This is a genomic window from Nonomuraea sp. NPDC049141, assembly GCF_040648415.1.
In the GTDB taxonomy this organism is placed as follows: Bacteria; Actinomycetota; Actinomycetes; order Streptosporangiales; family Streptosporangiaceae; genus Nonomuraea.
Window position 1 is genome coordinate 1 of record NZ_JBEZDR010000146.1, and the last position, 2,229, is coordinate 2,229.

The following is a 2,229-nucleotide window of genomic DNA, read 5'->3' on the forward strand; positions in this document are numbered from 1 at the left end:
GCTGCGGGGCGGTCCCGGTCTCGGCAAGACGCAGCTCGCCATCGAGTACGCCCACCGGTTCCGGGGCGCGTACGACATCATCTGGTGGGTCGCCGCCGACCCGCCGCAGTTCGTCGACGTGCGGATGGTGGAGCTCGCCGAGGAGCTGGGCCTGCCCCAGACCACGATCCCGGAGACCAACCGGGCGCTGCGGCAGCGGCTGAGCCAGACCGAGCGCCGCGCCGACGGCAGCCCGCCGCCGCACTGGCTGCTCATCTTCGACAACGCCGACCTCTACGAGGACGTCCGGCCCTACCTGCCGCAGGGCAACGGGCACGTCCTGGTCACCACCCGCAACCCGGACTGGGGCGACCTGGCGCGGGCCGTGGACGTCGACGAGTTCGAGCGGGCGGAGAGCGTGGCGCACCTGCGCGCCCGCCTGGGCGAGCACCTGATGAGCGTCGCCGAGGCCGAGCGGGTCGCCGACGCCGTGGAGAACGTGCCGATCTTCGTCGCGACGGTCGGGGCGTGGCTGGCCGACACCCGCACGCCGGTCGACGAATATCTGGCCGGGCTGCGCCGCACCGGCCTGGAGACGGAGGTCTGGGACCTCCCGTTGCAGCGGCTGAGGGAGGGCTCCCCGGGGGCGTACCGTCTGCTTCAGCTCGCGTCGGTGCTCGCCCCGGAGATCTCCCTCGACCTGCTCTACGGCGACCAGGTGGCGCGGGTCATCGCCCCGCACGACCCGGTGGTCGCCGCGCGGGTGGCCGACCGGGTGTCCGAACGTGACATCGCGGCGACGCTGGTGCAGCGGATGAACAAGCTCGCGCTGATCAAGCTGGACCCGCACGCCCACCGGGTGCAGGTGCACCGGCTGTTGCAGACCGCCCTGCGCGCCCGGATGACCGACGACGAACTGGTCACGGCCAAGCACGAGGTGCACCAGATCCTCGCCGGATCCCGACCGCAGGGCGAGGTGGAGGACCCGACGAACCGGCAACGGTTCCGGATGCTCTGGCCGCACCTCGACGGCTCCGGCGCGATCTCCTGCGACGACGACGACGTCCGGCAGCTGGTCATCGACCGGGTCCGCTACATCTACGTCAGCGGCGGGTACGAGCAGGGCGAGCGGTACGCGCGGGAGACCGAGGCCGTCTGGTCGGCGCTGCTGGAGGAACTGCCGCCGGACGGGCCGGAGCATCGCAAGCTGCGCGTCCAACTGCTGCACCTGCGGTTCAACTGGGCGAACCTGCTGCGCAGCCTCGGGCGGTTCGAGGAGGCCTACCGGCTGGACGAGGACACCCTGCGCCAGCAGGAGGAGCTGATCGGGGACAGCCACCCGCACACGCTGATGACCGCCGGCGGCTACGGGGCGGACCTGTGCACCCTGGGTCGATACCAGGAGGCGCTGGAGCGCACCCAGCGGACATACGCCGCGTCGGTCGAGGTCTTCGGCGAGGACCACCGCCGCACGCTGAACTCGGCGAACAACCTCGCCGCGTCGTACCGCCTGGTGGGGATGTTCGACAGGGCCCTCGACCTCGACGGGGCCACCAACCGGCGGCTACGGGTCGTGCTCGGCCCGGAGCACCCGAACACCCTGGTGTCGGCCAACAACCTCGCCCGCGACCTGCGGGAGACCGGCGACTACGAGGGTTCCGTGGCGCTGCTGCGGGAGGTGGTGACCGGCTACCGGAACCTCTTCGGCGACCACTCCCGTGCCGTGCTCACCGCGCAGGCCAACCTGGCCGTGTCGCTGCGCAGCACCGGAGACATCGCCGAGGCCGCCCAGCTGCTCGACGAGACCTACCAGCGGCTGCTGGCCACCCTCGGGCCGACCAACCCGGACACCCTGTTCAGCCGGCTCAGCCGGACGGCCAACATGATGTTGCAGGGGCAGAACGCGCAGGCCCTGACGGAGCTGAGCGAGGTGGAGCAGCAGTTCGTCCAGGTCTTCGGCGCCGAGCACCCGTACTCGCTGGTCTGCCGGATCAACCTCGGCGTGGCCCTGTGGGACGCGGGCGACACCGGCACCGGCCGGTCGCTCACCGACACGACGACGCGGACGATGCTCACCACGCTCGGCGACCGGCATCCGTTCGCCATGGCGGCGGCCAACAACGTCGCGGTCTTCACCATCCTCGCCGGGGAGCCGGAGAAGGGCCGCGACCGGCTGCGGGCCGTGGTGGAGCAGCTCACCGAGGTGCTCGGGCCCGAGCACCCCGACACGCTGCGGGCGCGGGGCAACCT

Annotated in this window: 1 protein-coding gene; it reads left to right on the forward strand. The window is 71.9% G+C overall.

Annotated features, from left to right (window positions below; all coding sequences use genetic code 11):
• The coding region (gene fxsT / locus AB0B91_RS65275; RefSeq protein ID WP_358343059.1) for an FxSxx-COOH system tetratricopeptide repeat protein at positions 1 to 2,229 on the forward strand (2,229 nt) is incomplete at both ends.